The organism is Sphingorhabdus sp. (assembly GCF_044239005.1).
Classification (GTDB): domain Bacteria; phylum Pseudomonadota; class Alphaproteobacteria; order Sphingomonadales; family Sphingomonadaceae; genus Sphingorhabdus_B.
In genome coordinates this window covers 1-4,694 of record NZ_JBIICH010000142.1, presented here as the reverse complement: position 1 = coordinate 4,694, position 4,694 = coordinate 1, and the positions used below count along the sequence as shown (strand labels likewise).

Sequence of the window (4,694 nt, the reverse complement as noted above, 5' to 3'; positions counted from 1 at the left end):
TGAACAGTTCATCCAATTGGCGAAGGCGCGGGATTGAGCGGTCAACGATGGTGACTTCTGCGCCAAGGCCAACGGCCATACGCGCCGCATGGGTGCCAACAACGCCGCCGCCGAGAACGGTAACGCGGCCGGCAGGCACGCCGGGAACGCCGCCAAGCAATATGCCTGCGCCGCCTTTGCTGCGACGCATCGCTTCGCCTGCGGCCTCAATGGCCAAGCGGCCAGCAACTTCGCTCATGGGGGCTAGCAGGGGCAGGGTGCCCTTGTCATCGGTGACGGTTTCATAGGCGATAGCGGTGCAGCCACTGGCGATTAAGCCTTTGGCCTGCTCAGGATCTGGGGCGAGGTGGAGATAGGTGAAAAGCAACTGGCCGGGGCGCAGCAGGACCCATTCGCTCGGCTGAGGTTCCTTGACCTTTACGATCATGTCGCAGCCAGCGAAAATTTCTGCGGCTGTCGCGGCGATTTCGGCACCCGCTGCGCGATAGGCGTCATCGCTTGCCATGATGCCCGCACCTGCGCCCGATTGCACCACAAGCTGATGGCCATGGGCGACATATTCACGAACGGCGCCGGGGGTTAAGCCGACACGATATTCATGCACTTTGATTTCGCTGGGGACGCCGACACGCATAATCTCACTCCTCAAAAATTATCTGTCGCGGAAATAGCATCTTCGATATGACGATACTGTGCAAAGATTCGCCTATTATGGTGAATGAGCGCATAAAATCGTCGATATTGAATATATACATGGAATATTTATGCAGCTTGATCGAATAGACCGTAAATTATTGGGCGCACTCGTGCAGAATGGACGGGCAACGCAGGCGGAATTGGGCGAAGCTGCCGGGCTGTCGCCAAGCGCGGCTGCGCGTCGGCAGAAATCATTGGAAGATGACGGAATCCTGCGTGGCTATCGTGCGGATGTGAACCTGCGTAAACTTGGGCTTGCCGCGACGGTGATGGTCACCATCACGCTTGATAGCCAGAGCGAAGAGGCAATGGCGGCATTTGAAGCCGCCGTGGTAGGAAGCCCGTCGACGATCCGATGCCACCTTATGAGCGGCAGGAATGATTATCTGCTCGTCGTGCGCGCCGCATCGATTGAGGATTATGAGCTGATTCACCGGCAGGAAATTGCCCGATTGCCAAGGGTCGCACGGATCGAAACCGCATTTGCATTGCGTGAAGTCGTCAATCGTACCGTCCCGCCAAGGCTGTTTGACTGATCGCTTAAAAACGAACCGGGCGTTACTTTGTGCTGCGCTCGCTGATACCGTAATCCTGCGTCAGACTGTGACGGTTTTGTCACATTGCGTGAAAAGGACAATGACATTGACACAAAATAACTTGCCTGCCGCAGGTTTTGATGTTTGTGTGCACCTGCACAATAAAGCGCAGGCCGAAATATAGCGGTATTGCGCAGGCATTTAGATTTAGCGGGATAGAACGGTATCTGCCGAATGTAGCGCTATGCGGCCGCTTTCGGCGCAGTTTTTTGTGTACCTAAGAAGGGGTAATTTTATGCTTAAATCCATTTTGAAGCTGGCAACAATGAGCGTCGCGATGAGCGCGATGGCCATTTCCGTTCCTGCTTTCGCCCAAGACGCGGCGGCAGAAGAAGCCTCCGGCCCTATCACTGTTTCGGGCGGTGCCGCTCTGGTATCCGACTATCGTTTCCGCGGCGTATCGCTTTCTGACAAGGGCTTTGCGCTTCAGCCATATTTGACCGTCAAGCATGAGTCCGGCCTATACGCTGGTGCTTGGGCTTCAAATCTTTCCGAAAATGCCGGCGATGATGCGGAAGTTGACCTCTATGTTGGTTTTTCGGGTGGTGAAGAACTGACCTACGACATTGGTGCGACTTATTATCTGTATCCAGGCGTCTCCAGCTTTAACTATCTCGAGCTGACTGGTAAGCTTGGCTCGACAGTCGGTCCAGCAACCGTTGGCGCGCAGTTGAGCTACGTCCCAAGCCAGGACAACACCGGCAACGCTGACAACGTTTATGTCGCTACCAATGCTTCGATCGCTTTGCCTGACTCACCAATTTCGATCGTCGGCTCAATAGGCATTGAAGATGGCGCATTTACCGCGGGCAGTGACAAGCTCGATTGGACGCTTGGTCTGACGGCTAATGTTGCAGGCTTTACACTTGGCGCATCTTATGTCGACACCAACCGCCGTTCGGTTTTTGCATTCAAAGACAGCGCGGCTGGCGTCGTATTTTCGCTCAGCTACGGTTTCTAAACCTGTAAATTGAATCCCATGATGTGCGCGGGCTGGCTTGACCTTTTCAAGCCGGTCTGCGCACATATTGTTTTATGACTGTAAACCTCGCCAATTGGATAGCCGAGCATAAGATCGACGAGGTCGAATGCATCGTTCCTGACATTAACGGCGTGCAGCGCGGCAAGGTATTGCCGGCCAAGAAATTCCTATCGTCCGTCCGCGATAAATCGCTCCGTATTCCCGGTAGCGTTTTCATCTGCACAATCGACGGCCATTATCCCGAAGATATCGAAGATATTTGGGACAAGGATCCGGACAAAATCCTGATCGCTGATCCAGACACGATTTGCGTTGCGCCGGGTTTCAAATCGCCCACCGCATTTGTGATTGCTGACGTCCTCCATGGTGATGGCACTGAAGTAGAAATCGCGCCGCGGACGATATTGAAAAAGATTCTGGCCCTTTACGCCAGCCGCGGGTGGAAACCCATTATAGCGCCCGAGGTTGAATTTTATCTCGTCAGCCAAAATGTCGATCCTGATTTCCCGTTGGTTCCACCAACTGGGTCAAGCGGACGCGCGGAAACGGCGAGCCAGCCTTATGGGCTTGAGGCGATGAACGAATATGAGGACATCATCGATCACATCTATGATGACTGTGAATTGATGGGTCTCGACATCGACACCATGATTCACGAAATGGGCGCGGCCCAGCTTGAGGTAAACTTTCTGCATGGCGACCCGCTGAAGCTTGCGGATCAGGTTTTTCTGTTTAAGCGCGTGGTGCGGGCCGTGGCCAAGCAACATGGCGTCTATGCCACGTTCATGGCCAACCCGATGGCTGGCCAACCGGGCAGCGCGATGCATCTGCACCAATCGGTGGTGGATGCTGAAACCGGACGCAATCTGTTTTCCAACGCCAATGGCCGCGACAGCGCGCTGTTCCGGAGCTACATCGCGGGGCTTGTGAAGTTCATGCCGCAAGTATCACCGCTTTGGGCGCCGAACGTGAACAGCTTCCGCCGGATGCGCCCCGACAGCGCTGCGCCGATTAACGTCCAATGGGGCGAAGATAACCGCAGCTGCGGCTTCCGTGTGCCGATTTCCGACAAGGCCAACCGCCGTGTTGAAAACCGTTTGCCCGGCGCGGATTCCAATCCCTATCTCGCGATGTCCGCATCCTTGGTCTGTGGTTATATCGGCATGGTGGAACGCATGATCCCGGCAAAGGCGATCACGGGCAGCGCCTATAATCGTGCGCGCACGCTCCCCCGGACTTTGGAAGCGGCGCTGGACCGTTTCAGCGCGTGTAAGCCCGTCCGCAACGTGATCGGCGAAGAGTTTTTCGACATCTTTTATGCGATCAAAGACTATGAATTGTTCAACTACCAATCGGTCGTATCAAGCTGGGAACGCGAGCATTTGTTGCTGAGGGTGTGATGCCTGATCGGTTGAATGACAGCTATTACCGCGCGACCGCCAATGGCTGGGAAACGCAGCGTCCGCTCGATTATGCTTTGGATTGCGACGTCGCGGTCATTGGCGGCGGCTTTACGGGCCTGTCTGCTGCATTAGCCTGCGCCGAAAAAGGGCTGAAAGTCGCGTTACTTGAGGCGCAGAGCATCGGCTTTGGTGCATCAGGCCGCAATGGTGGGCAGCTCATTCCCGGCCTGCGTTGGTCGATGCGTGAAATCGTTGCGGAGTTTGGACGAGAGCGGGCAAAAGCCATATTCGATTTGGCATGGGGCGCTGGTACGCGCGTGCATGATCGCATCGTCAGACATGATATCAAATGCGATCTGAAATCCGGCCATCTGGAAGCAGCCTACAAGCCGGGGCATTTCGAAGATATGCAGCGCGAGGCCGCGTTTTTGGCGCGCGAATTTGGCTGGGATTCAGTAGAGGTTGTTTCATCTGCAGACCTACACAAGCACATTAACGGCGGCGATTATCACGGCGGCCTTTATGACAGCAAAGGCGGGCATTTCCATCCGTTGAACTACGCGCTTGGTCTAGCAAAAGCCGCGCTGGCGGCAGGTGTTTTGATATTCGAACATACCGCTGCCCAAACACCTTTGGACAGGGGCGGCCATGTCGAGGTCGCGGCCGGGACAGGATCGCTCACCGCCCGTCACGTGATTATCGCCACCGATAACTGGACGGGCGATATTGCGCCGGAACTGAGCCGCTACACTGTCCCCATCATGAACTATAACATCGCGACCGCGCCTTTGCTCAATGCAGACCAGCTTTTGCCAAGTGACGCGGCGGTTGCGGACAGCCGGTTTGTTCTGAACTATTTTCGATTGAGCGCAGATAAACGCCTGATTTTCGGTGGTGGAGAGAAATATGTCCGACGCCCGCCTGCCGACATTGCCGGATTTGTCCGAAAGCATATCGTGGAGGTCTTTCCCGCGCTTGCCCAGACAAAGATCGACTATGCATGGGGAGGTGCCGTGG

Annotated in this window: 5 protein-coding genes; 4 read left to right on the top strand and 1 reads right to left on the bottom strand. The window is 55.3% G+C overall.

Annotated elements, in window-relative coordinates; translation table 11 throughout:
• Window positions 1-634 (bottom strand): alanine dehydrogenase (locus ACILQA_RS09855; RefSeq protein ID WP_395629536.1); only part of this gene is annotated, 634 nt, incomplete at its 3' end.
• A gap of 130 nt (window positions 635-764) precedes the next feature.
• Between ACILQA_RS09855 and ACILQA_RS09850 the strand changes: the two genes are divergently transcribed.
• The 4 genes from ACILQA_RS09850 to ACILQA_RS09835 form a co-directional block, all read left to right on the top strand.
• A complete protein-coding gene (locus ACILQA_RS09850; protein ID WP_395629535.1) occupies window positions 765-1,232 on the top strand; it encodes an Lrp/AsnC family transcriptional regulator in 468 nt (155 codons plus the stop codon).
• Between the two features lie 295 nt (window positions 1,233-1,527).
• Window positions 1,528-2,253: a TorF family putative porin gene (locus ACILQA_RS09845; RefSeq protein ID WP_395629534.1), complete on the top strand. Its 726-nt coding sequence runs from the start codon at window positions 1,528-1,530 to the stop codon at window positions 2,251-2,253.
• A 74-nt stretch (window positions 2,254-2,327) separates the two neighbouring features.
• Window positions 2,328-3,674 carry a glutamine synthetase family protein gene (locus ACILQA_RS09840; protein WP_395629533.1) on the top strand — a complete coding sequence of 449 codons (1,347 nt, stop codon included), beginning with the start codon at window positions 2,328-2,330 and terminating at the stop codon, window positions 3,672-3,674.
• On the top strand, window positions 3,674-4,694 hold a 1,021-nt coding region (locus ACILQA_RS09835; RefSeq protein ID WP_395629532.1), incomplete at its 3' end, for an NAD(P)/FAD-dependent oxidoreductase. The genes ACILQA_RS09840 and ACILQA_RS09835, both read left to right, overlap by 1 nt.